The sequence below is a fragment of the Variovorax sp. SG517 genome, assembly GCF_013376045.1.
Classification (GTDB): Bacteria; Pseudomonadota; Gammaproteobacteria; order Burkholderiales; family Burkholderiaceae_C; genus Variovorax.
Map to the genome: position 1 here is coordinate 670,047 of NZ_JABMJG010000003.1, position 22,145 is coordinate 692,191.

Here is a 22,145-nt window from a genome sequence, read left to right on the forward strand (position 1 = left end):
TTTTCCCGTTTGCTGCCGATTACTGCCGATTACTGCCGCGCCGGCCTGCACATGATCAGGTAGGCCGAGTTCGTGACCGGCTCCCGGTGCTCCGCCTCGCCCCGGAAACCCAGCCGCTCGTAGAAGGCCACGCTGCGCGGCGTGAAGGTCTCCAGGAAGCAGGGCACGCCCGCCGCGTCGGCCTCGGCCAGGGTGGGTGCCAGCAGCTGCGCGCCCAGCCCGCGCCCCTGCGCGGCCGGCGAGATGCCGAGGATCGACAGGTACCACGCTTCAGGCGGCACCACGTCCGGCGAGCGCGCGGCCATGAAATCGACGATGCGGCGGTAGTTGCCGTGGCCGCGCGGGCCGAGCGTGGCGGCGAGGTATTCGCCCTTCGCCGCCGACTCGGCCGCGTCGACCGCCTCCGCGCGAGGCAGCAGCCAGGCCGCCGCGCCGAGCCGGGCGTCCTCGGCCGTGAGGTAGCGGCCGGTGCGCGATGCCTCGCCCAGCGAGTAGGCGAAGTAGTCGGCGAGCACCGCCTTGCGGGCCGGCATGTCGTGCTCGAAATCGACGGAGATCGCCAGATAGAACGGGTCGACGATCAGGGCGTCGGCCAGCGCGGGCGCTGACGGGAATTCGGGCTGCATGCGGAATCGGCAAGGTTCGGGAATGACCCGGGCGATTCTAGGGAGCCGGGCCTGGCCCCGCGTCAGTCCAGCGTGATGCCCCCGCTCAGGTTCAGCACCGCGCCGGTCATCGCGCTGGCGCCTTCCGAGGCTGCGAACAGTGCGGTGGCGGCCATCTGGTCGAGCGAGGGCAGCCGCTTCACCAGCAGGCCGGGTGGCTTGGCTGCGAGCATCTGCTCGACCGTGAGCCCCATGCTCTCCGCCGCCGGGCGGAACACCTCGCGGGCGTGCGAGCCTGCGGTCACCGCCTCGGGAATGGCGTGCGAGCGGATGCACACGGTGCGGATGTTGAACGCCGCGAGCTCGCCCGCCATGTGCCGCGAGAGCGCCTCCACGCCCGCGCAGGCCACCGCGTGGCCCAGGTAGCCCGGGCCCGGCATGCGCGAAGCGGGTGTCGACACCGAAAGAATCACACCGCCGCCGCGCTTCGCCATGTGCGGCGCCACGGCCCTGGCCGTGAGGAAGCAGGCGCGGGTGTAGGCCTGCACGGGCAGGAAGAAGTCTTCCAGCGCCAGCGCCGATAGCGGCGTGCCCTGCACGTGCATCACGCCGATGGCGTTGAGCGCGATGTCGATGCCGCCGGCGCGCTCTGCAACTTCGGCGGCATGGCGCAGCATGGCCTGCTCGTCGAGCGCATCGACCACGGCCGCCTCGGCCCGCCCGCCTTCGGCCTCGATGGCTCGCGCCGCCGCGTCGAGCCTGGCGCGATTCCGCCCCGTGATGAACACCCTGGCGCCTTCACGCGCAAAGGCGCGGGCCACCGCGCCGCCGATGGCACCGCTGCCACCGTGAACCACCACGCACTTGTCCTTGAATGCCTGCGACATCGTCTTTTCTCCTCGGATTGCCGCCCGCGACATGCGGGCGTTCCAAGCAAGGACGCGGGGCGGCGGCCCGATCCGACATCGCCGGCAGGTTTTTTCCGTCAGACCTGCGGAATGCGCGCCGGAATCACGCCGGGGTCGTACCAGGTGATCGGCCGGATCTCGAATACGCCGCCCTCGAAGGCCAGCCGGTGCGCGGCGTGCGTGGCTTCCTCCACCGACTCGCACTCCACGACGTAGATGCCCATGAGCTGCTCCTTCGTCTCGGCGAAGGGGCCGTCGGTGACCAGCGGATGCAGGTCGCCCGCGCGGCGCACCGTGCTGGCCACGTTCGGCATCAGCCGCAGCACGGTGCCGAGCTTGCCCTGTCCCTGGAAGTCCTCGCGCAGGTCGGTGTGGCGCTCGAGCATCTCCTCTTCGACGCCGGGCTCCCAGGAGGCCACCGTCGATTCGGAGCCGTAGATGAGGATGGAATAGAGCATGGTCTTCCTTTTCTTTTCGTGGTTCGTGGCGGGCGGATTGGTTCGGGTCAGCCGGGCGTGCCGAGGCGGTCGAGCATCGTGCGGATGTGCGCGGCCTCGGCGGCGGTGCGGGCCATGCCAAGGGCGCGCGCGAATGCGGCGCGGGCTTCGTCGGCGCGCTCCAGCTGCATCAGCAGCGCGCCTCGCAGCCCGTGGAAGTGGAAGTAGCCGTCCAGCGCGCCGGCCAGCGGCTCGGTCAGCGCCAGCGCGGTTTGGGGCCCGTGCAGCTTGTGCACCGCCACCGCGCGGTTCAGCGTGACGACGGGCGAGGGCTGCAGCGCTTCGAGCGCGGCGTAGAGCCGGTCGATCTCGGCCCAGTCCGTGTCCTGGGCACGCGCGGCCTGCGCGTGGGTGGCGGCGATGGCGGCCTGCAGCTGGCAGGGGCCGGGCCTGCGCTGCCGCAGCGCGCCTTCGACCAGCGCCAGGCCCTCGTCGATGAGCGCGCGGTTCCAGCGCGCGCGGTCCTGGTCCTCGAGCAGCACGACCATGCCGCCGGCATCGAGCCGCGCGGCGGCGCGCGCATGCTGCAACAGGAGCAGGGCGAGCAGGCCCATCAGTTCGGGCTCGCCGGGGAACAGTTCGAGCAGCAGCCGCGCGAGGCGTATCGCCTCTTCGCACAGCGCGGCGCGCACATGCTCCTCGCCGCCGCTGGCCGAATAGCCTTCGTTGAAGAGCAGGTAGACCGTGGTGCCCACGGCTGCCAGCCGCTCGTCGCGCTCGCGCCGGCCCGGCGTGTCGAAGGGAATGCCGGCCGTGGCCACGCGCTTCTTGGCGCGGGTGATGCGCTGCTCCATCGCGCTTTCGCCGACCAGGAAGGCGCGCGCGATCTCGCGCACCGACAGGCCCGAGACGATGCGCAGCGCCAGCGCGATCTGCTGCGTCAGCGGCAGCTCGGGGTGGCAGCAGACGAAGAGCAGGCGCAGCACGTCGTCGCGGTAGTGCGCCTGGTCGAGCTGTTCGACGAGCGCGGCTTCGGTGTCGTCCAGGTCGGAGATGAGCGCGTCGTCCTCGGGCAGCGGCTTGTGCTGGCCGCGCCGGCGCACCTCGTCGATCGCCGCGTTGCGCCCCACGAAGATCAGCCAGGCCAGCGGGTCGCGCGGCGGGCCGCTCTCGGGCCAGTGGCGCAGGGCGCGCAGGCTGGCTTCCTGGAAGGCTTCCTCGGCCATGTCGAGCTCGCGGAAGTAGCGAAGCAGCGCGGCCACCGCGCGCGGGCGCGAGGCGGTCAGCGTGGTGGCGATCCAGGCGGTGTCGGTCATGCGGTGCGCTTGTTTGTCCTTCGTTCCTGCTCACCCAAGGACGGATGAGTATGCGTCGCGCCGACACGCTCGGCAAAATCGGACGCACTTTCCTCACCGAACAAGAAATGGAGCACTGCGAATGACGCTGGCAATGAGCTGGAGCGAATGGGCCGACCACGACGGCATCGGCCTGGCCGAACGGGTGCGCAAGGGCGAGGTGACGGCGACGGAACTGGCCGCGCAGGCGGCTGCCGGCATCGCGAGGCTCGACCCTCAGCTCGACGCGGTCGTCGAGGTCTTCGACGACGTGGTGGCCGATCCGCTCAAGGACGGCATGAACCCCGAAGGCGTTTTCGCCGGGCTGCCCTACCTGATGAAGGACCTGGGCCCCACGTTGAAGGGCCGCCTGCAGGAGTTCGGCTCGATGATGATGCAGGGCCACCGACCGGCGGCTGACAGCTTCCTCACGCAGCAATTGCGCAAGGCGGGGCTCAACATCGTGGGCCGCAGCACGACGCCGGAGTTCGGCGTGTGCAGCTCGGCGGAGAACGCCTTCCATGTCACGCGCAACCCGTGGGACCTCGAATACACCACCTGCGGCTCCTCGGCCGGCACGGCGGCGATCGTGGCCGCCGGCGTGCTGCCGCTGTCGCATGCCACCGACGGCGGTGGCTCCATCCGCATTCCGGCGGGCGTGAACGGCAACATCGGGCTGAAGGTGTCGCGCGGCGTGTTCTCGCTGGCGCCGGGGCTGTCGGATCTTTCGGGGCTGGTGTCGATCCAGGGCTGCCACAGCCGCACCGTGCGCGACACGGCCGCCTTCGTCGACCACTGCCGCGGCGGCGCGCCCGGCGAGTTCATGCCCTTCTGGTCGCCGGCCGAGCCGTACAGCGAGCTCATCAAGCGCGATCCGGGGCGGCTGCGCATCGCGCTGTCGCACGAGTGGGGCGACTTTCGCGCCACGCCGCATTTCGTGGCCGAGCTGGAGCGCACGGGCAGGTTCCTCGAAGAGCTGGGCCACCATGTCGAATGGGCGCTGCCGGAGGTGGACTTCCGCACCGCCTTCGACGCCCAGACCACCTGCTACATCAGCAACTTCGCGCAGGTCATCGACGGCCACCTGCACCGGCTGGGCCTGGAGCGCCCGCCGGCCGAGCTGCTGGAGCCGATCAACATCAAGATCTGGGAAGCCGGGCTGCACACCTCGTACACCGAGCGCGCGAAGATGCAGGCGGTGTTCAACACCACCTCGCGCGCCTTCGGCGATTTCTTCCAGCGCTGGGACATCATCCTCACACCGATCACCGCGCTGCCCACGCCCAAGGTGGGCACCAGCGAATACCTCACGACCAGCACGAACCCCTCGGTATACGACTGGTTCGCCAACCTCTGGCAGAACTTCGCCTACACGCCGCTGGCCAACCTGTGCGGCATGCCGGGCATCTCGCTGCCGATGGCCGAGCAGGAAAACGGCCTGCCGCTGGGCATCCAGGCGCAGGCGGCTCAGGCGAACGACGGGCTGCTGCTGCAGCTGGCCGCTCAGATCGAGCGGGCGCTGGGCGGCAAGTGGAACGCGGGGCGCCGGCCGGGCGTGCACGTCACGCAGGCGTGACGGGGGCCGTCGGCTGGTGGCTCAGAGCAGGTTGCGCAGCGCGGCCTCGATGGCCGCCGCGGTGGCCAGCGGCTTTTCCATGGGGAAGAGGTGCGTGCCGTCCAGCATGGCGATGCGACCCTTGGTGACTTGCTGCGTCATCGCCATGCCCACGCGCTTCATCTCGGCCGACTGGCGCCCGCCGATGAAGGCGGCCTTGCACTTGAGCGGGTGCGCGCGCAGCAGGGCGCCCAGGTTGTGGGGCAGGGTGTTGTAGATGGCGGTTTCGACGTCGCGGTCGAAGCTCAGCGCGCGAGCATCGTCGGCATCGAAGGTGCCGTGGTCGATGTAGTCGTGCAGCACCTGCTCGTCCCACTTCGCGAAGGCCTTCTTGCTGCGGAAGTGCTCGAACACGGCCTCGCGGTGTTCCCAGCTGTTCCTGCGCTTGCGGCTGATGGCGCCGGGCGACACGCTCTTCATGAGCGGCGTGCGCTTGACCACGTTGAGCGTGTTCGCGCGCCAGCCGCCGAGGATGGGCGAGTCGATCAGCAGCACGCCGCGCGCCAGTTCGGGGTGCAGCGCGGCGCACATGAGGCTCAGGAAGCCGCCGAGCGAATGGCCGATGAGGAATACCGGGCCGCCGGCGCGCTCGGCGCGTGGCTTGGCGAAGTCGGCCAGCTGCTGCACCAGGTGCGGCCAGTTGTCGGTGACGGGGTACTTCGGGTCGTGCCCGAATTTCTCGATGGCGTCGACCTCGAAGCCGCGGTTGCGCAGGCTGTCGAGGACGACTCGGTAGGTGCTCGCGGGAAAGCTGTTGCCGTGCGAGAAGACGACGGGCGGCACTGGATTAGATGAGCTTTTCGTCGGGGGTCGAGATCTTGCGCAGCGGGCTGTGGCGCGTGGCCGGCATCTTCAGGGGATGCTCGGTCTGGGCGTCGTCCCACACCGGGTCCTCGATGCTGTCGAACACCTCGCGCAGCTTCTGGCCCCAGCTGTTGTGCACCATGCGGTAGTAGGGGTTGTCGGCGTCGATGCAGATCACGCGGTCGGTTTCGAGCTTGTTGGCCTCGTACACCACCAGGTCGAGCGGCAGGCCGACCGACAGGTTCGACTTCATGGTCGAGTCCATCGACACCAGCGCGCACTTGGCTGCTTCGTCCAGCGGGGTCTCGGGGGTGAGCACGCGGTCGAGCACCGGCTTGCCGTATTTCGACTCGCCGACCTGGAAGTAGGGCGTCTCGGTGGTGGCCTCGATGAAGTTGCCGGCCGCGTAGACCAGGAAGAGGCGCATTCCCTCGCCCTTGACCTGCCCGCCGAAGATGAAGGAGACGTTGAAGTCGAGGCCCGCATGCTTGAGCGCCTCGGCATCGCGGTCGTACACGTGGCGCACCGCCGAGCCCAGCACGCGGGCGGCGTCGAACATGCTCTTGGCGTTCCAGATGGTGATGGGCGCGCCCTGGCTGCCGTCCTCGCGGGTTTCGCGCAGCTCCTCGATCTGGAGGATTTCGCGCACCGACTGAGAGATGCTCAGGTTGCCCGACGACAGCAGCACCATGACGCGGTCGCCCGGCTGCTCGTAGACGATCATCTTGCGGAAAGTGCTGATGTGGTCCACGCCCGCGTTGGTGCGCGAGTCGGACAGGAACACCAGTCCGGCGTTGAGTTTGATGCCTACGCAGTAAGTCATGGGTTCAGGTTCATCTGGCATGAACTGTGCCAGGTCATGCGGCGCCGAGTTCACGTTTGTTCAGTTTCTGGAGGGCATACAAGGCATCGAGCGCCTCGCGCGGGCTCATCGTGTCGGGGTCGAGCGCGGCCAGCGCGGATTCTACGGCGCTGGCCATGGGTGTTTCGGCCACCGGGGGCGGTGCGAACAGGTCGACCTGTGCACGAGTTTGCGCATGCTGCGATTCAAGCGCCTCCAGCGCCTGCCGCGCATGGTTGACCACCGCCGCGGGCATGCCCGCCAGCCGCGCCACCTGGATGCCGTAGCTCTTGCTGGCTGGGCCGGGCTGCATTTCGTGCAGGAAGACGATGTCGCGGCCCGCCTCGGTGGCGCTCACGTGCATGTTCACCGCGCCGTGGTGCGTGGCCGGGAACTCGGTCAGCTCGAAATAGTGCGTGGCGAACAGCGTGAAGGCCTTGCTGCGGTCGTGCAGCTGCGCCGCGATGCCGGCGGCCAGCGCCAGGCCGTCGAAGGTGCTGGTGCCGCGGCCGATCTCGTCCATCAGCACCAGCGACTGCGCCGTGGCGCTGTGCAGGATCTGCGCCGCCTCCGTCATCTCGAGCATGAAGGTCGACTGCGCGTTGGCCAGGTCGTCCGCCGCGCCGATGCGGGTGTGAATGGCGTCGATGGGCCCGAGCCGGCAGGCGGCGGCCGGCACGTGCGAGCCGATGGAAGCCAGCAGCACGATGATCGCCACCTGCCGCATGTACGTCGATTTACCGCCCATGTTGGGGCCGGTGATGACCTGCATGCGCTGCTGCGGCCCGAGCTGCGTGTCGTTGGCGATGAAGCCGCCTGACGACTTCTCGGCCAGCCGCGCCTCCACCACCGGGTGGCGGCCCTGCTGGATCTCGATGCAGGGATGCGACACGAAGCTGGGCGCGCGCCAGTGCAGCGTGTGCGAGCGCTCGGCCAGCGCGCACAGTGCGTCGAGCGTGGCGAGGCCGCCGGCCAGCTGCGTGAGCGCTGGCACCGAGGGCTGCAGCGCGTCGAGCAGCTGCTCGTAGAGCCACTTCTCGCGGGCCAGGGCGCGGTCCTGTGCGCTCAGGGCCTTGTCCTCGAAGGCCTTCAGCTCGGGCGTGATGAAGCGCTCGGCGTTCTTCAGCGTCTGGCGGCGGCGGTAGTTGTCGGGCACCTTCGACAGCGCGCTCTGCGTCACCTCGATGTAGAAGCCGTGCACCCGGTTGAACTGCACCCGCAGGTTGCTGATGCCGGTGCGCTCGCGCTCGCTGATTTCGAGCTTGAGCAGGAAGTCGTCGCAGTTCTCGCTGATGGCGCGCAGTTCGTCGAGTTCTGCGTCGTGGCCGGTGGCGATCACGCCGCCGTCGCGCACCAGCGCGGACGGATCGGGCTTGATGGCGCTGACCAGCAGGTCCGCGCAGCCCGGGGGCGGCGCGAGCCGCTCGGCGATCTGGCCCAGCAGCGCGGACGAACCCGGCAGCAGCGGCGCGAGCTGTTCCGCCTTCGCGAGCGCGAGCCGCAGCGCCAGCAGTTCGCGCGGACGCACCTGGCGCAGCGCGATGCGCGCGGCGATGCGCTCGACGTCGCTGGTGTTCTTGAGCTGTTCGCGCAGCGTGCGCCAGGGCGCGGCCGTGGCGCCGAGCACGGTGGCCTGCAGCGCGCCGATGGCTTCGAGCCGACCCTGCGCCTCGGAGCGGTCGCGCCGCGGCGAGAGCAGCCAGCGCTTCAGCAGGCGGCTGCCCATGCCGGTCATGCAGGTGTCGAGCAGCGAGAACATGGTGGGCGAGTCTTCGCCGCGCAGCGTCTGCACCAGTTCGAGGTTGCGCCGCGTGGTGGGCGGCAGCTCGATCAGGTCGCCGTCGCGCTCCACCGACAGGCGCTGCACGTGCGAGAGCGCGCGGCCCTGTGTGTGCTCGGCATAGCCCAGCAGCGCGGCGGCCGCGGCATGCGCGTTGGGGAGAGCATCGGCGTTCCAGGCGGCAAGGCTGTTGCTGCCCATCTGCTCGGCCAGCTTGCGCTCGCCCAGGCCGCCGTCGAACTGCCATGCCGGGCGCACCGACAGCGTGAAGGGCGTGGCGGCGCGCGCGGCCTTCAGGCGCTGCTCGAAGGCGGGCGTCACCTCGGCGCTGTAGAGCAGTTCGCTCGGGCCGATGCGGGCGATCCAGGCTTCGAGCGCGTCGGAAGGGCACTCGGCCAGCCGCAGCTCCGCGCCGGTCACGCTGAGCCAGGCCAGGCCGCAGAAGTTGCGCGCGCCCGCATGCACGGCCAGAAGCAGCGAATCGGCCTTGTCGTTGAGGAGCTCCGAATCGGTCAGCGTGCCGGGCGTGACCACGCGCACCACCTTGCGCTCGACCGGCCCCTTGGCCGCGCCGACTTCGCCCACCTGCTCGCAGATGGCGACCGATTCGCCCAGCTTGATGAGGCGGGCCAGGTAGGTGTCGACCGAGTGGAAGGGCACACCGCACATCACCACCGGCTGGCCGGCCGACTGGCCGCGCTGGGTGAGCGTGATGTCGAGCAGGCGCGCGGCCTTCTCGGCGTCGGCCCAGAAGAGTTCGTAGAAATCGCCCATCCGGTAGAACAGCAGGGTGTCCGGATGGTCGGCTTTCAGGCCCAGGTACTGGGCCATCATTGGCGTGTGCCCAGAGAGGTCTGTCTTGTTCATTTCAGTCAGTGGCTTGCGATCCATGCCGCCGGGCTCCGGGGCAGGTTGGGGACATTCGTAGGCATTCTCCGCGCGGCGCTCCGTTCAGCCGGCCCGGTGGCCGCGCTCGAGCGGCCACTGCCTCGTCTTGAGCATGAAAAGCTCGAAGAGGCCGGGCGCCATCGAGCGGTCGCCGGCCTCCCACTGCTGCCATCCGCGCAGCGAGGCCTGCACCGTCTGCGCGGCCTCGGTCTGCGTGAGGCCAACAGCCATGCGGGCGTCGCGGACGGCGGCGGGCGAGGGGCTGGAGGGCTTGTTCGGGGAGGGCATGAAGGCATGGCGCATGGGGCCTGCGCGCACGGGTGAAAGTGCCGCGGGCATTCTACGTTCAATGCGCGTATCGCCAGCCCGTGCGCCGCACCGGAACTGTCCAAGGCCGAAGCGGGATTCCGTCGGTGCGGTGATCTATAGAGCGCGGCTTTGCGTACGACGGAGTCAACCACCGCCGACCACCTGCCATGCCAAGAGCCTCCAGCACCTCCGCCGCCATCCATTGGGTCGAACAGGGTCTGGTGCCCGATGCCGCCGTCCGGGTGGGCGTGCGCAGGCTGCTGCGGCAGCGGCTGGTCGAGCTCGACAGCGGCAACCCCGAGGCCGTGGCGCGCCATTCGCAGGCATTCTTCGAAGAGCTGCGCAATGCCCCGCTGGCCTTGCTGCCCGAGAAGGCCAACGAACAGCACTACGAACTGCCGGCCGAGTTCTTCGCCGCCGTGCTGGGGCCTCACCGCAAGTACAGCTGCTGCTGGTGGCCCGAAGGGGTCGACACGCTGGAGCAGGCCGAGGCGGCCGCGCTGGCCGAGACCTGCGCCCGCGCCGGCCTGGCGGACGGGCAGCGCATCCTCGAGCTCGGCTGCGGCTGGGGTTCGCTGAGCCTGTGGATGGCCGAGCGCTTTCCGGGCTCGCGCATCACGGCGGTGTCCAACTCGCATTCGCAGCGCAAGTTCATCACCGCCGAGGCGGCGGCGCGCGGCCTGGGCAACCTGGAAGTGATCACCTGCGACTTCAACGACTTCGAGACGGCCGAGCGCTTCGACCGGGTGGTGTCGGTGGAAATGTTCGAGCATCTGCGCAACTGGCCGCGCGCCTTCTCGAACGTCGCGCGCTGGCTCGATCCGCAGGGGCGCTTCTTCATGCACGTGTTCGTCCACCGCGAGGCGCCGTACCCCTTCGAGGTGCGCGATGCGAGCGACTGGATGAGCCGCTACTTCTTCTCGGGCGGCATGATGCCCGGCGACGACCTCGCCCTGCGCTGCCAGGACGACCTGCGCCTGCTGAACCAGTGGCGCTGGAACGGCCGCCACTACGCGAAGACCTCCGCCGCCTGGCTGTCGCGCATGGACGCCCGGCGCGACGAGCTCATGCCGCTCTTGGTTTCCGTCTACGGAGAGAGCGACGCGCCGATCTGGTGGACGCGCTGGCGCCTTTTCTTCATCTCGGTGGAAGAGCTGTTCGGCTATGCCGAGGGCGGCCAGTGGTGGGTCGCCCACTACCTGTTCGAGAAGCGCTGATGCCGGCGCGCGCCCTGGCTCTTGCCCCGGCACTTGCGATAGCGCTGGGGGCCGGCGTGGCCTGGGCGCAGGAAAGCGGGGTTGAAAGCGCGATCGAGGAGGGTGAGTGGAACTTCACCGCCACGCTCGACGGCAAGCCGATCGGCACGCATCGCTTCGTGGTCGGCGGCAGCGCGTCGGCACGCACCGTCGACAGCCGCGCCCAGTTCGTGGTGCGCCTGCTCGGCGTATCCGTCTACCGCTACCGTCACCAGAACGAGGAGCGCTGGGCCGGCGACTGCCTGCGCGAGCTGCGCTCCGACACCGACGACGACGGCACCCGGCAGCAGGTCGCGCGCCGCTACGACGACGAGTGCCTGATGAGCTTTGCCTACTGGAACCCCAGGCTGATGAAGCAGCAGCGCCTGGTCGATCCGCAGACCGGCAAGCTCGAGCCGGTGCGCTTCGAGCCGCTGCCCGGCACCAACATCGAGGTTCGCGGCCAGCCGGTGCGGGCGCGGGGCTGGCGCCTGCAGGCCGCGCAGCAGCGCATCCGCATCTGGTATGCCGCCGACAGCGGACGCTGGATCGGGCTGGACGCCGAGACCAAGGGCGACCGGCAACTGAGCTACCGATTGACTTCCACTTCCGGCGCACCATGAAACCTTCCGCCCGCACCTTGTCCATCGCCTACCTGTGGGCGCTCGTGAGCTTTCTGCTGCTCGATGCGGTGTGGCTGTCGCTCATGGGGCCGCGCCTGTACAAACCGGCGCTCGGCGACCTGATGGCGTCCGACGTCGACTGGCTCGCGGCGGTGCTGTTCTATGCCATCTACCTGGCCGGCCTGCTGGTTTTCGCCATCTCGCCGGCGCTGGCCGAAGGAGCCGCGGGCGCGGCGCTGCGGCGGGGCGCCTTCTTCGGGCTGGTCGCCTACGCCACCTACGACCTCACCAACCAGGCCACGCTGCGCGGCTGGCCCTGGGCGATCACCGCTGCCGACCTGGTGTGGGGCAGCTTCGTGAGCGGCGTGTCGGCGTGGGTGTCGGCGCGCCTCACATCCCGACGAGCGAACCCAGCACGCGCGCGATAGCGCTGTCGAAGCGCAGGCGGCCGTCCAGCGATGCGAGGCAAATGCACTCGCTGCCATCCTGGACCACGGGCTGGTGATGGATCTCGCCGTCCGCCGTATCGAAATCCCCGGGCCCGAACAGGGCTCGCCCGTCATGGAAACGGCCGTGCAGCACCTGGGTCAGCTCCTGTCCCTGGTGCGTGTGCTGCGGCAGGTACTTGCCGGCCGCGATGCGCAGCAGGAAGACGTTCGCATCCGGCGCCTCGGGCACGCTCACCCGGCTCCAGCGCATGCCCGGGGCGATCCAGCGCCAGGGCGTGGCGCTGCAGTGGGCGAGCGCGCTCGGCCAGCGCGCACCGGGCGGCAGCGGCGGCGGGGCACTGGCCCGCACGGGCGCAGGGCGGGCATGCTCCAGCGCGTCGATCGAGGCCAGGGTGCGCGCCAGCGCATCGTCGGCCATGGGCGCGGCTTCCATCTCGTCGAGCAGGATGCCGCCCAGGGCATCGAGCGTGCGCGCACGCTCGCGGCACAGCGGGCAGAGTTCCAGGTGGCTGGCCAGGACCAGCCGTGCGCCGGCAGGCAACTGGCCGGAAGCCCGGGCCAGCAGCAGGTCGTCGTCGGGGTGGTGTCGGATATCCATCATCAGCGTTCCAGCAGGCGGCGCAGCTGAGCGACCGCCAGGCGCACGCGCGACTTCACCGTGCCCAGCGGAATGCTCAGCTGGGCCGCGATGCGGGCATGCGGTTCGTCTTCGAAATAGGAAAGGTGCAGCACCTGCTGCTGCTCGGGCGGCAGCTGCCGAAAGGCGCTGCGCAGGCGTTCGTTCAGGCGCGAGGCGTGCAGCCCGTCGTCGAGCGAGGCGTCGTCCGCCTGGAGCAGGTCGAAATCGAACTCCTCCTCGGACGACTCTACGCCCTGGCGCCGCCGCAGCGCGTCCACGCGCAGGTTCCGCGCGATGGTGAATATCCAGGTCGAGACGGCGGCCTGCGCCGGATCGAACAGCGCGGCCTTGCGCCACACGCTGACCAGGGCTTCCTGGGCCAGCTCCTCGGCCTGCAGCTCCGGGCTGCCGATGTGCATCAGGTAGTGCTTGACGCGCGGCGCGAAGTGCGAGAACAGCCGGGCGAACGCCTCCCTGTCCTGCCGTTCGGCCACGGCGGCCAGGGCCTGCGCCCAGAGGTCGTCGGAGCGGCGCGGCTGCTTGAAATCGGTCACAACAACAGTCAAGTTGGGCGCTCGGCGGCCGCGGGGCACCGGAATGCCCGCAGGTTGGGTGGATGGGTCGGGAACGGCGGCCATGCTAACCCTTACGCAATCGGGCCGCGATCGGATCATCGCCGCAACGCGCCATGGTCCAAACGGTAATTTCCTGCGTACAAGCTCCAACACCTGGATACGCACCATGCCGCCCTTCGATCCCCAGCCCGCCCAGCCCACCGTCCTCGCGACACCCACTTCGCAGGGCCAGGGCCAGCGCATCGCCGTCGTCGGCACCGGCATCTCGGGACTTTCCTGCGCCTGGCTGCTGTCCCAGCGGCACGAGGTGACGGTGTTCGAGAGCGAATCGCGCCTCGGCGGCCACAGCAACACGGTGGACGCGCCCGGCCGCGAAGGCCCGGTGCCGGTGGATACCGGCTTCATCGTCTACAACGAGCCCGCCTATCCGAACCTCAGCGCCTTGTTCCGGCACCTGGGCGTGCCGACCGCGGCTTCGGACATGTCGTTCGCCGTCAGCCTGGACGCCGGCCGGCTCGAATACGCCGGCACCGACCTGCGCGGCCTGTTCGCCCAGAAGCGCAACCTGGCGAGCCCGCGGTTCTGGGCCATGCTGCGCGAACTGCTGCGCTTCTACCGCGAGGCGCCGCGCGACGCCCGTGAAGCCGGCGATCAGGCGCTGGACGACTACCTCGACGCCCGCGGCTACGGCCGCGCATTCCGCGACGACCACCTCTATCCCATGGCCGCTGCCATCTGGTCCACGCCGGCGGCGCGGGTGGGGCGCTATCCGGTGGCGGCCTTCGTTCGCTTCTGCGAGAACCACGGCCTGCTTCAGATCAGCGACCGGCCGGTCTGGCGCACCGTGACCGGCGGCAGCCGCGAGTACGTGCGGCGCCTGAGCCGGCCTTTCGCCGAGCGCGTGCACCTCGACCAGGCCGTGCTCGAACTGCATCGCGAGCCGGATGGCGTGCGGCTGCGCACGACCGAGGGCTGGTGGCCGCAGCGAATCGACCAGGTCGTGCTTGCCACTCACGCCGACCGGTCGCTGGCCCTGCTGCCCGACGCATCGAACACCGAACGCGCGCTGCTGGGTGCCTTCCCCTACAGCCGCAACCTGGCCGTGCTGCATCGCGACCCGGCCCTGATGCCCGCGCGCCGCGCCGTGTGGTCGAGCTGGAACTACCTCGGCACGCGCGGCAGCGGCGCAGCCCCGACCGTGACCTACTGGATGAATCGGCTGCAGCCCCATCTGCCACAGGGCCCGGCAGCCGACCCTCTGTTCCTGACGCTCAACCCCCTGACCGGCCCGCGGCCCGAGCACCTGATCCGCACCGAGGTCTACGACCATCCGCTGTTCGATGCCGCCGCCATGGCCGCGCAGCGCCACCTCTGGAACCTGCAGGGCCAGCGCCGCACCTGGTTCTGCGGGGCGTACTTCGGCTCCGGCTTCCATGAGGACGGCCTGCAGGCCGGCCTGGCGGTGGCCGAAGCGCTGGGCGGCGTCCGCCGGCCGTGGAGCGTGCCGGAGGAATCCGGGCGCATCCATCTGCTGCCCGGGATGCAGGCCGCGCAGGCCGTCGAATCATGAACGGGCAGGGCGGCTCGGCGCTCTATGTCGGGCGCGTCATGCACCAGCGGCTGCGGCCCAGGCGCCACCGGCTGGCCTACCGCATCTACAGCGTGCTGGTCGACATCGACGAGCTGCCGCAACTGCACGAGCGGCTGCGCCTGTTCTCGGTGGACCGCTTCAACCTGTTCAGCTTCCACGCCGCCGACTATGGCGACGGCTCGGGCCGCGACCTGCGCGCCCAGGTCGAGGCGCGCCTGCGCGAGGCCGGCCTGCCCACGGGCGGCGCGATCCGGCTGCTGACCTTGCCGCGGCTGCTCGGCCATGTCTTCAACCCGCTCAGCGTGTGGTTCTGTCATGCGCCGGGCGGCGCGCTGCAGGCGATGGTCTACGAGGTCAACAACACCTTCGGGCAGCGGCACAGCTATCTGATACCGGTGGACCCGGCGGATCCGATGGAAGACGCGGCCGCCGCTGTCATCGACCAGCGCTGCGACAAGCGGATGTACGTCTCGCCCTTCAACGGCATGGAAATGCGCTACCGCTTCCGCATCGCGCCGCCGGGCGAGTCGGTGTCGATCGGCGTGAGCGTGCACGATGCCGACGGCGCCGTGCTCAACGCGCGCCAGGACGGCCAGCGCACCCCGCTGAGCGACCTCGCGCTGCTGCGCGTGTTCCTGACCCATCCGCTGCTGACCCTCAAGGTCGTCGCGGCCATCCACTGGCAGGCCCTGCGCCTGTGGATCAAGCGCGTGCCCCTGCATCCGCGCCCGGCGGCCCCGGAGCGCGACATCACCATCGTTTCCACGAGCGAGACTCCATGAGCCTGACCACGCCCTCCGCCCCCGTTCTCGACACCGCGCCGGCCTTCTCGCCGCTGCGGCGGCTGCTCGCGCGCACGCGCTTCGGCCGGCTGGCGCTGACGCTGCCCGGCGGGCGCTGCATCGAAGTGGCCGGCCGCGAGCCCGGCCCGCATGCCAGCCTGCGGCTGCTGAGCTGGCGGCCGATCATGCGGCTGCTCATGCAGGGCGACCTCGGCCTGGCCCTGAGCTTCCGCGACGGCGAATGGGAGAGCCCCGACCTGCTGGCCCTGTTCGAATTCGGCCTGGCCAACGAGGCGGCCTGGGGCTCGCTGCTCAAGGGTCGCGGCCCCTCGCGCTGGCTGGCCCGGCTGCTGCACCTGGCGCGCAGGAACAGCCGCAGCGGCAGCCGGCACAACATCTCCTTCCACTACGACCTGGGCAACGAGTTCTACCGGCTCTGGCTCGACGACAGCATGTTGTATTCGAGCGCGCTCTTCAGCGAGGAAGCCGACGACACGCTGGAAGCCGCCCAGGCGCGCCGCCTGGATGCCATCCACCGCATGCTCGACACCCCGAAAGGCGCCGATGTGCTCGAGATCGGCTGCGGCTGGGGAACCCTGGCCGCGAGCCTGGCCCGCCGCCACGATGCGCGCGTGACCGGGCTCACGCTGTCTGCCGAGCAGCTGGCCTTCGCCCGCGAGCGCGGCCAGGAATGGGGCGTGGCCGACAAGCTCGACCTGCGCCTGCAGGACTACCGCGACGTGCAGGGCCGGTTCGACCGCATCGTGTCCATCGAGATGATCGAGGCCGTCGGCGAGGCCTACTGGCCCACCTACTTCGCGACCCTGCGCGACCGCCTGAAGCCCGGTGGCGTCGTGGTGCTGCAGGCGATCACCATCGCCGACGAGCATTTCGAAGGCTACCGCCAGGGCGCCGATTTCATCCAGCACTGCATCTTCCCGGGCGGCATGCTGCCCAGCCCGGGCGTGCTGCAGGAGCAGGCGCGGCGCGCGGGGCTGGTGATCGAGTCTTCGCGCTGCTTCGGCCCGGACTACGGGCGAACGCTCGCCGAGTGGCGCAGGCGCTTCCTCGCGGCGTGGCCGCAGATCGAGCCGCTGGGCTTCGACGCGGCGTTCAAGCGGCTGTGGACCTACTACCTGTCGTACTGCGAGGCCGGCTTTCGCTCCGGGCGCATCGATGTGGGGCTGTACCGGCTGCGCGCGGCCGATGCCTGAAGGCGGCGCGGGCGGACGGTGGCCCGGAGCTCCAGGTGTGATCGTCGCCAGGCGCTCGGGCCGGAGGAGTCGAAGCCGATGAACTCGCTGCCGCGCCGATACGGCCCCGTGTTTCTCAACCTCGCGGTGTTCCAGGTGGCCTGGTTCGCCTGCGTGCTGGGCGCCGCGCGCGGCGCGCCCGGCTGGGGCGTGGCGGCCTGCATCGGCGCCGTGCTGCTGAACCTGTGGTTCAGCGATGCGCGCCGGGACGAGCTGCTGCTGGCGCTGTGCGCGGTGCTCCTGGGCCTGGCGTGGGACACCGGCATGGCGCGCGGCGGCGTGCTCGTCTATGCCTCGCCCGGGCCCTGGCCGGGCCTGGCGCCCGCGTGGATCCTGGGGCTGTGGGCGCTCTTCTCGACCACGCTGCGTGGGCCGTTGCGCTGGCTGCATGGGCGCTGGCTGCTATCGGCCGTGGTCGGCGGCGTGGGCGGTGCCTTGTCTTACGCGGCCGCGGTGCGCATGGGCGCCGGACAGTTTCCCGACCCCACGCGGGCGATGCTGGTGCTGGGCGCCGGCTGGGCCGTGATGACGCCGCTGCTCGTGGAGCTGGCGCGCTGGCTGGGGCAGCGCGCAGCCCGCCGCATGTTGCGCTGAATCGGCTGAATCCGCCGAGTCCCGCTGCCTTCGAGCCGCATGGCGCTCAGCCAGCCGGCCATTCTTCCTGGCTGATCCAGCAGTTGCGCCCGTTCTCCTTGGCCCGGTACAGCGCATGGTCGGCCGCCTCGACGAGCCGTTGCTCCGGCTCGTGCAACCGAGGGCCCTGCAGGGTCGCCACGCCGATGCTGACGGTGACCTGTCCATGCGGACTCTCGCTGTGCGTGATGCCGAGCGCGCGGACCTGTTCGAGCAGCAGCTCGGCGACTTTGCAGGCGCCCTGCAGGCCGGTGCTGGGCAGGACGATGGCCAGCTCCTCGCCGCCGTAGCGTGCGACCAGGTCGCCCGGGCGCCTGATGCTGCGGCTCAGCGCCATTGCGACGGCCCGCAGGCACTGGTCGCCGGCCACGTGGCCGTATGCGTCGTTGAAGCGCTTGAAGTAGTCCAGGTCCAGCAGCAGCAGCGACAGGGCCGAGCCTTCGCGCGCCGCGCGCCGGGATTCCTGCGCCAGCACCTCGTCGAAGCTGCGGCGGTTGGCCAGGCCGGTGAGCTGGTCCTGCGTCGCCAGCACTGCAAGCCGCTGGTTGGCCTGCAGCAGGTCTTCGCGCGCGGCCAGCAGCGAAGCCTCGGCCCTGATCCGCCGCCCGATGTTGATGATCAGCCGCCAGCCCACGGCGGCCACTGCCGCCAGCAGCGCGCCCACGACGCCGACCGTGAGCAGCGCCTGGTGCCTCCAGGCCTGCAGCGCCTGGTGGCGGCCGACCGCCACGGTGGTCAGCACCGGGTAGCGGTCGCTCTTGCGGAAGGCGTAGAGCCGCTGCGTTCCATCCACGCTGGAGCGGAACGACGCGGTGCCCGACGTGCCGCCGAAGTGGCGCTGGAAGTTGGGCGAGCCGGAGAAATCGAGTCCGATGTCCTGCTCGCGGTAGGGGTAGAGCACCAGCATCTTCCCGTGGTAGGTGCTCAGGCCGATGGTGCCGCTGCCGGGCAGGGTGATGGTGCCGAATGCGCGCAGGAAGTTCTGCAGGCCCAGGCCGATGACGGCGACGCCGGCGAATCCGCCCGTGTCGTCTTCCAGGCGCCGGCTGACCGTGATTCCCCATTCGCCGGTGAAGGGGTTGCGGATCGGCGGGCTGATGAGGACGTCGTTCGAGCGCGTGTCGCGGTGGTGGATGAAGTAGGGCCGATCGGCGCTGTTGGTGCCCGGCGGGATGCGGCCCCTGGAGTGCATCAGCCAGTCGCCCCGGGCATCGAGCAAGGCGACGCCGTCGAGCGGGTCGAGCAGGCTCTTCTGCCGCTCGACCAGCGACTGCACGCGCTGCAGATGCTCCGCCTCCCAGTCTGGCGCCTTCAGCGTCTCGGCCACGCTCTGCAGCAGCATGTCGCTCTGGGTGAAGATGCCTTCGGCGTAGATGTTCAGCGCCTTGGCGAGGTTGAGGTTGTTGGTGTCGGCCGCCGCCAGCGTCTGGTCGCGCGCTGCCCACAGCTGCCAGCCCGTGGCCGCCGACACCGAGACCATGACGGCCGCGAGCAGGACCTTCGCAAGGCGAACGTCGCGCTTCACTTGAGCAACTCCTCGAACGAACCGGTTTCCATCCCTTGCTCCCCTTATTCGTCTTCTGCGTTGCGGCGTCTGTTGTCGTGGTTGTTGTTGCGTGCCGCTGTGCCGTCGGCCGGTTCCCGTGCCGGCCAGGCATGGCGAACTCTATCCGACCTGCCTGAAGCGCTGGTGGCAGGCGCAGCGGGAGTCTCGTGGCACCATCGATGGTTTCCACCCATGTGAACTCCCCGGGGGCATCGATGCTGATCAACTGCGTCGCCTACGAAAACGGCTCCAAGCTCGCCGACATATCGGTCGAGGACATCAGCGACTACATCGGCCGGCCCGGCTGCTTCGTGTGGGTGGCGCTCAGCGATGCCTCCGACGAGGAGCTTCGCGAGATGCAGAAGGAATTCGGCCTGCATCCGCTGGCGGTGGAGGACGCCCACCACGGCCACCAGCGACCGAAGATGGAGGAGTACGGCAACTCGCTCTTCGTCGTCATGCATCTTGTGGAGCCCTCGGAGGAGGGCGAGCACAGCATGAACGTGGGCGAGGTCGACGTCTTCGTCGGCGCCAACTACGTGCTGTCGGTGCGCAACCGCAGCAAGCAGGGTTTCCTGGGCGTGCGCGAGCGCTGCGAGCGCGAGCCGGAGCTGCTGCGCCACGGCGCGGGCTTCGTGCTGTATGCGCTGATGGACGCTGTGGTCGACCGCTACTTCCCGGTCATCGACGCGCTGGAGGTGGAGCTGGAATCCATCGAGCAGCAGATCTTCGGCCAGGGCGGCGCGGCGCGCGACAAGATCAAGCAGCTCTACGACCTGAAGCGGCGCAGCATGATCCTCAAGCGCGCGGTGGCGCCGCTGGTGGAGGCCGCCGGCAAGATGCACGGCGGGCGCGTGCCGCAGATCTGCATGAGCTCGCAGGAATACTTCCGCGACGTGGGCGACCACCTGGTGCGCATCAACGCATCGATCGATGCCATGCGCGACACCATCGCCACGGCCATACAGGTGAACCTGTCGATGGTCACCATCGAGGAGAGCGAGGTCACCAAGCGCCTCGCGGCCTGGGCCAGCATCTTCGCGGTGTGCACCGCCTTCGCGGGCATCTGGGGCATGAACTTCGAGAACATGCCGGAGCTGAAATTCCGCTACGGCTACGGCATTGCGCTGGGGCTGATCGTGAGCACCTGCGGCTATCTCTACTACCGGTTCAGGCGCGCGGGCTGGCTCTAGGAGCCTCGGACACCTGCGCTGCTAATGCCCAACTAATAAACATGTAGACAATCAAGTCCCTTATGAAAAGGGACTTCACGCAGCGCTTCGGCTTCCTCGTCAAGAGCGTGGGCAAGCTCTACGGCGAGGAGTTCGACCGCCTCGCGCGCGAGCGCATCGGGCTCACCAGCGCGCAGTGCCGCCTGCTGGGCGCGCTGGCGATGCACGGCGACGAAGAAGAGCCGCTCTCGCAGGCCGAACTCGCGCAGCGGCTCGACCTCACGCCCATGGCCGTGGCCGGCCTGTGCGACCGCATGGCGGCCGCCGGCTGGATACGCCGCGAGCCCAGTCCCACCGACCGCCGCGTCAACCGGATCCACCTGGAGCCCAGCGCCGAGAAGGCGCTCGACAGCGCCCTGAGCATCAGCGACGGGCTCAACGCCCGCGTGATGTCGGTGCTGTCGCAGGCCGAGCGCGCGCAGCTGCTGGGCCTGCTCTCCAGGGTGCACGGCAGCCTCGTGGAGATCACCTCCGGCGAAGGCCGCAAGCCGTGAGCGCCGCGCCCGGAACCGCCGTGCCGCACCGCGGCATGATCACCATCTCGATCATGCTGGCGACCATCATGCAGGCGCTGGACACCACCATCGCCAACGTGGCGCTGCCGCACATGCAGGGCAGCCTGCAGGCCTCGCAGGACCAGATCACCTGGGTGCTCACCTCGTACATCGTGGCCTCGGCCATCGCGCTGCCGCTCACCGGCTGGCTGTGCGGCCACTGGGGGCGCAGGCGAGTGTTCATCATCTCGGTGATCGGCTTCACCGTGGCCTCGGCGCTGTGCGGGCTGGCGACCTCGCTGGTGGGCATCGTGGCGGCGCGGCTGCTGCAGGGCGTGTTCGGGGCGGCGCTGGTGCCGCTGTCGCAGGCGGTGCTGCTGGACATCAACCCGCGCGAGAAGGTCGGCCAGGCCATGGCCATCTGGGGCGCGGGCATCATGGTCGGGCCGATCCTCGGGCCGCTGCTGGGCGGCTGGCTCACCGAGAACTTCGACTGGCGCTGGGTGTTCTTCATCAACCTGCCGGTGGGCGTGTTCGCCTTCTGGGGCATCGCGCGCTACCTGCCAGAGAGCCGGCCGCAGGGCGAGCGGCTCGACATCTTCGGCTTCGTCACGCTGAGCATCGCCATCGGCATGCTGCAGCTGTTCCTCGACCGCGGCGAACAGCTCGACTGGTTCGAGTCGTGGGAGATCAAGCTCGAAGCGGCGGCCGCGCTGGTGGCCTTCTGCTTCTTCGTGGTCCACACCTGGACGGTGCAGGGCGTCTCATTCTTCGACCGCGACCTGCTGAAAGACCGCAACTTCGTCACCGGCCTGCTGTTCGCGTTCATCGTCGGCATGATCCTGTTCGCGACGATGGCGCTGCTGCCCAACTTCCTGCAGGGCCTGATGGGCTACCCGGTGGTCTACACCGGCGAGGTGACGGCGCCGCGCGGCGTGGGAACGATGATCGCGATGATCATCGTCGGGCGGCTGGTGCAGCGCATCGACGTGCGCGCGATCATGGCGCTGGGCTTCGGCCTCACGGCCTTCTCGCTCTACCAGATGACGCGGCTCACGCTGCAGATGGACAGCACGCTCATCGTGGTGTCGGGCTTCATCCAGGGGCTGGGCATCGGCTTCACCTTCGTGCCGCTGTCCACCGCCACCTTCGCCACGCTGGCGCCGAGGCTGCGCAACCAGGGCACGCCCATCTTCAGCCTGCTGCGCAACATCGGCAGCAGCGTGGGCATTTCGATCGTGCAGGCGCTGCTCACCGAGGGTTCGAGCAAGGCGCATGCGCAGATCGCGGCGACCGTGGCACCCGGCAACGCGGCGCTTGCGACCCTGCCGCAGATGATGTCGCCCGACACCGCCACGGGGCTCGCGCTGCTGAACGCCGAGGTGACGCGGCAGGGTGCGCTGATCGGCTACCTGGACGACTTCGCCATCATGATGATCATCACGGTGCTGGCGATTCCGCTGCTGTTGCTGATACGTAGCCCGAGGCGCAGCGCGGCGGCGTCGGGGCCTGCCGAAGTGCCGCACTGACCTGCATTTCTCCCTCCCCCGCTGGGGGAGGGCAGGGGTGGGGGCAAGCGGCGCCTCCATCGG

At 69.7% G+C, this 22,145-nt stretch carries 22 protein-coding genes; 11 read left to right on the forward strand and 11 right to left on the reverse strand.

The genetic code is table 11. From position 1 onward, the window contains the following. Positions 1-29: 29 nt before the first annotated feature. The 4 genes from FHT32_RS12480 to FHT32_RS12495 all read right to left on the reverse strand — a co-directional run bounded on the left by FHT32_RS12480 (position 30) and on the right by FHT32_RS12495 (position 3,266). On the reverse strand, positions 30-626 hold the full coding sequence (locus FHT32_RS12480) for an N-acetyltransferase (protein WP_176664933.1): 597 nt from the start codon (positions 624-626) through the stop codon (positions 30-32). Positions 627-688: 62 nt separating this feature from the next. After that, positions 689-1,492, reverse strand: a complete 804-nt coding sequence (locus tag FHT32_RS12485; protein WP_176664934.1) for an SDR family NAD(P)-dependent oxidoreductase — start codon at positions 1,490-1,492, stop codon at positions 689-691. Between the two features lie 98 nt (positions 1,493-1,590). After that, positions 1,591-1,971 (reverse strand): YciI family protein, encoded by a 381-nt coding sequence (locus FHT32_RS12490; RefSeq protein ID WP_176664935.1) that lies wholly within the window; start codon positions 1,969-1,971, stop codon positions 1,591-1,593. A 47-nt stretch (positions 1,972-2,018) separates the two neighbouring features. Next, entirely contained in the window at positions 2,019-3,266 is a 1,248-nt protein-coding gene (locus tag FHT32_RS12495; RefSeq protein ID WP_176664936.1) for an RNA polymerase sigma factor, read from the reverse strand. Between the two features lie 121 nt (positions 3,267-3,387). On the opposite strand from FHT32_RS12495, the gene FHT32_RS12500 reads away from it, so the two are divergent. Continuing rightward, the gene (locus FHT32_RS12500) at positions 3,388-4,860 is read left to right on the forward strand and encodes an amidase (protein ID WP_176664937.1); all 1,473 of its coding nucleotides are present in this window, start codon (positions 3,388-3,390) and stop codon (positions 4,858-4,860) included. Between the two features lie 21 nt (positions 4,861-4,881). On the opposite strand, the gene FHT32_RS12505 is transcribed toward FHT32_RS12500, so the two are convergent. The 4 genes from FHT32_RS12505 to FHT32_RS12520 form a co-directional block, all read right to left on the reverse strand. Next, the gene (locus FHT32_RS12505; RefSeq protein ID WP_176664938.1) at positions 4,882-5,682 is read right to left on the reverse strand and encodes an alpha/beta fold hydrolase; all 801 of its coding nucleotides are present in this window, start codon (positions 5,680-5,682) and stop codon (positions 4,882-4,884) included. Between the two features lie 4 nt (positions 5,683-5,686). Then, a complete protein-coding gene (locus FHT32_RS12510) occupies positions 5,687-6,526 on the reverse strand; it encodes a proteasome-type protease (RefSeq protein WP_176664939.1) in 840 nt (279 codons plus the stop codon). Between the two features lie 34 nt (positions 6,527-6,560). Further along, a complete protein-coding gene (gene mutS / locus FHT32_RS12515; protein ID WP_176664940.1) occupies positions 6,561-9,191 on the reverse strand; it encodes a DNA mismatch repair protein MutS in 2,631 nt (876 codons plus the stop codon). A gap of 84 nt (positions 9,192-9,275) precedes the next feature. Further along, positions 9,276-9,500, reverse strand: coding sequence for an XRE family transcriptional regulator (locus FHT32_RS12520; RefSeq protein ID WP_176664941.1), 225 nt, complete (start codon positions 9,498-9,500; stop codon positions 9,276-9,278). A 188-nt stretch (positions 9,501-9,688) separates the two neighbouring features. On the opposite strand from FHT32_RS12520, the gene FHT32_RS12525 reads away from it, so the two are divergent. Genes FHT32_RS12525 through FHT32_RS12535 form a run of 3 tightly spaced genes read left to right on the forward strand, consistent with a single transcriptional unit; the run spans position 9,689 to position 11,807 of the window. Next, on the forward strand, positions 9,689-10,738 hold the full coding sequence (locus FHT32_RS12525) for a cyclopropane-fatty-acyl-phospholipid synthase family protein (RefSeq protein WP_176664942.1): 1,050 nt from the start codon (positions 9,689-9,691) through the stop codon (positions 10,736-10,738). Continuing rightward, on the forward strand, positions 10,738-11,379 hold the full coding sequence (locus FHT32_RS12530; RefSeq protein WP_176664943.1) for a DUF6134 family protein: 642 nt from the start codon (positions 10,738-10,740) through the stop codon (positions 11,377-11,379). The genes FHT32_RS12525 and FHT32_RS12530 overlap by 1 nt, the downstream gene beginning before the upstream one ends. After that, positions 11,376-11,807 carry a DUF2177 family protein gene (locus FHT32_RS12535; RefSeq protein ID WP_176664944.1) on the forward strand — a complete coding sequence of 144 codons (432 nt, stop codon included), beginning with the start codon at positions 11,376-11,378 and terminating at the stop codon, positions 11,805-11,807. Before FHT32_RS12530 ends, FHT32_RS12535 begins: the two co-directional genes overlap by 4 nt. Here FHT32_RS12535 and FHT32_RS12540 read toward each other — a convergent pair. Then, positions 11,770-12,429: a ChrR family anti-sigma-E factor gene (locus FHT32_RS12540; protein ID WP_256098972.1), complete on the reverse strand. Its 660-nt coding sequence runs from the start codon at positions 12,427-12,429 to the stop codon at positions 11,770-11,772. The genes FHT32_RS12535 and FHT32_RS12540 overlap by 38 nt on opposite strands. Further along, complete coding sequence (locus tag FHT32_RS12545) at positions 12,429-13,001, reverse strand: sigma-70 family RNA polymerase sigma factor (RefSeq protein WP_371132170.1); 573 nt, start codon at positions 12,999-13,001, stop codon at positions 12,429-12,431. Before FHT32_RS12545 ends, FHT32_RS12540 begins: the two co-directional genes overlap by 1 nt. A 187-nt stretch (positions 13,002-13,188) precedes the next feature. On the opposite strand from FHT32_RS12545, the gene FHT32_RS12550 reads away from it, so the two are divergent. From FHT32_RS12550 to FHT32_RS12565, 4 genes are all read left to right on the forward strand, one after another. After that, positions 13,189-14,592: an NAD(P)/FAD-dependent oxidoreductase gene (locus tag FHT32_RS12550; RefSeq protein ID WP_176664946.1), complete on the forward strand. Its 1,404-nt coding sequence runs from the start codon at positions 13,189-13,191 to the stop codon at positions 14,590-14,592. After that, the gene (locus FHT32_RS12555; protein WP_176664947.1) at positions 14,589-15,395 is read left to right on the forward strand and encodes a DUF1365 domain-containing protein; all 807 of its coding nucleotides are present in this window, start codon (positions 14,589-14,591) and stop codon (positions 15,393-15,395) included. Before FHT32_RS12550 ends, FHT32_RS12555 begins: the two co-directional genes overlap by 4 nt. After that, positions 15,392-16,609 (forward strand): cyclopropane-fatty-acyl-phospholipid synthase family protein, encoded by a 1,218-nt coding sequence (locus FHT32_RS12560; protein WP_176664948.1) that lies wholly within the window; start codon positions 15,392-15,394, stop codon positions 16,607-16,609. Before FHT32_RS12555 ends, FHT32_RS12560 begins: the two co-directional genes overlap by 4 nt. A gap of 78 nt (positions 16,610-16,687) precedes the next feature. After that, positions 16,688-17,242 carry a DUF2878 domain-containing protein gene (locus tag FHT32_RS12565; protein WP_176664949.1) on the forward strand — a complete coding sequence of 185 codons (555 nt, stop codon included), beginning with the start codon at positions 16,688-16,690 and terminating at the stop codon, positions 17,240-17,242. A 46-nt stretch (positions 17,243-17,288) separates the two neighbouring features. On the opposite strand, the gene FHT32_RS12570 is transcribed toward FHT32_RS12565, so the two are convergent. Then, on the reverse strand, positions 17,289-18,806 hold the full coding sequence (locus FHT32_RS12570; protein ID WP_176664950.1) for a sensor domain-containing diguanylate cyclase: 1,518 nt from the start codon (positions 18,804-18,806) through the stop codon (positions 17,289-17,291). 236 nt (positions 18,807-19,042) lie between these two features. Between FHT32_RS12570 and FHT32_RS12575 the strand changes: the two genes are divergently transcribed. The 3 genes from FHT32_RS12575 to FHT32_RS12585 all read left to right on the forward strand — a co-directional run bounded on the left by FHT32_RS12575 (position 19,043) and on the right by FHT32_RS12585 (position 22,082). Further along, the gene (locus tag FHT32_RS12575) at positions 19,043-20,020 is read left to right on the forward strand and encodes a magnesium and cobalt transport protein CorA (RefSeq protein ID WP_176664951.1); all 978 of its coding nucleotides are present in this window, start codon (positions 19,043-19,045) and stop codon (positions 20,018-20,020) included. Positions 20,021-20,082: 62 nt separating this feature from the next. Continuing rightward, positions 20,083-20,553, forward strand: coding sequence for a MarR family winged helix-turn-helix transcriptional regulator (locus FHT32_RS12580; RefSeq protein ID WP_176664952.1), 471 nt, complete (start codon positions 20,083-20,085; stop codon positions 20,551-20,553). A 35-nt stretch (positions 20,554-20,588) separates the two neighbouring features. Continuing rightward, positions 20,589-22,082, forward strand: coding sequence for a DHA2 family efflux MFS transporter permease subunit (locus FHT32_RS12585; protein WP_176664990.1), 1,494 nt, complete (start codon positions 20,589-20,591; stop codon positions 22,080-22,082). Positions 22,083-22,145 lie beyond the last annotated feature (63 nt).

Coding starts and splice junctions, on each gene's coding strand:
- FHT32_RS12565 (WP_176664949.1), top strand. CDS start 16,688: ATGAACTCGCTGCCGCGCCGATACGGCCCCGTGTTTCTCAACCTCGCG.
- FHT32_RS12520 (WP_176664941.1), bottom strand. CDS start 9,500: ATGCCCTCCCCGAACAAGCCCTCCAGCCCCTCGCCCGCCGCCGTCCGC.
- FHT32_RS12540 (WP_256098972.1), bottom strand. CDS start 12,429: ATGATGGATATCCGACACCACCCCGACGACGACCTGCTGCTGGCCCGG.
- FHT32_RS12525 (WP_176664942.1), top strand. CDS start 9,689: ATGCCAAGAGCCTCCAGCACCTCCGCCGCCATCCATTGGGTCGAACAG.
- FHT32_RS12485 (WP_176664934.1), bottom strand. CDS start 1,492: ATGTCGCAGGCATTCAAGGACAAGTGCGTGGTGGTTCACGGTGGCAGC.
- FHT32_RS12490 (WP_176664935.1), bottom strand. CDS start 1,971: ATGCTCTATTCCATCCTCATCTACGGCTCCGAATCGACGGTGGCCTCC.
- mutS (WP_176664940.1), bottom strand. CDS start 9,191: ATGAACAAGACAGACCTCTCTGGGCACACGCCAATGATGGCCCAGTAC.
- FHT32_RS12480 (WP_176664933.1), bottom strand. CDS start 626: ATGCAGCCCGAATTCCCGTCAGCGCCCGCGCTGGCCGACGCCCTGATC.
- FHT32_RS12560 (WP_176664948.1), top strand. CDS start 15,392: ATGAGCCTGACCACGCCCTCCGCCCCCGTTCTCGACACCGCGCCGGCC.
- FHT32_RS12535 (WP_176664944.1), top strand. CDS start 11,376: ATGAAACCTTCCGCCCGCACCTTGTCCATCGCCTACCTGTGGGCGCTC.
- FHT32_RS12530 (WP_176664943.1), top strand. CDS start 10,738: ATGCCGGCGCGCGCCCTGGCTCTTGCCCCGGCACTTGCGATAGCGCTG.
- FHT32_RS12550 (WP_176664946.1), top strand. CDS start 13,189: ATGCCGCCCTTCGATCCCCAGCCCGCCCAGCCCACCGTCCTCGCGACA.
- FHT32_RS12510 (WP_176664939.1), bottom strand. CDS start 6,526: ATGACTTACTGCGTAGGCATCAAACTCAACGCCGGACTGGTGTTCCTG.
- FHT32_RS12580 (WP_176664952.1), top strand. CDS start 20,083: ATGAAAAGGGACTTCACGCAGCGCTTCGGCTTCCTCGTCAAGAGCGTG.
- FHT32_RS12555 (WP_176664947.1), top strand. CDS start 14,589: ATGAACGGGCAGGGCGGCTCGGCGCTCTATGTCGGGCGCGTCATGCAC.
- FHT32_RS12585 (WP_176664990.1), top strand. CDS start 20,589: ATGATCACCATCTCGATCATGCTGGCGACCATCATGCAGGCGCTGGAC.
- FHT32_RS12495 (WP_176664936.1), bottom strand. CDS start 3,266: ATGACCGACACCGCCTGGATCGCCACCACGCTGACCGCCTCGCGCCCG.
- FHT32_RS12500 (WP_176664937.1), top strand. CDS start 3,388: ATGACGCTGGCAATGAGCTGGAGCGAATGGGCCGACCACGACGGCATC.
- FHT32_RS12575 (WP_176664951.1), top strand. CDS start 19,043: ATGCTGATCAACTGCGTCGCCTACGAAAACGGCTCCAAGCTCGCCGAC.